We start from the raw sequence: 386 nt of genomic DNA, 5'->3' as shown, positions 1-386 counted from the left end.
CCTGTCTCAGCGTTCCCGAAGGCACTCCTCTATCTCTAAAGGATTCGCTGGATGTCAAGAGTAGGTAAGGTTCTTCGCGTTGCATCGAATTAAACCACATGCTCCACCGCTTGTGCGGGCCCCCCGTCAATTCATTTGAGTTTTAACCTTGCGGCCGTACTCCCCCAGGCGTCGATTTAACGCGTTAGCTCCAGAAGCCACGGTTCAAGACCACAACCTCTAAATCGACATCGTTTTACAGCGTGGACTACCAGGGTATCTAATCCTGTTTGCTCCCCACGCTTTCGCACCTGAGCGTCAGTCTTTGTCCAGGGGGCCGCCTTCGCCACCGGTATTCCTCCACATCTCTACGCATTTTCACCGCTACACGTGGAATTCTACCCCCC

The 386-nt window shown here is 53.6% G+C and carries 1 rRNA gene; it reads right to left on the bottom strand.

Features of this window, described 5'->3' with window-relative positions:
* Positions 1 to 386, bottom strand: a 16S ribosomal RNA gene (locus tag BHE89_RS21780); the annotation flags it as partial.

Origin of the sequence: Shigella sp. FC1967 (assembly GCF_001743005.1) — a bacterium.
GTDB lineage: Bacteria > Pseudomonadota > Gammaproteobacteria > Enterobacterales > Enterobacteriaceae > Proteus.
This window is presented reverse-complemented; position numbering and strand designations above follow the sequence as displayed.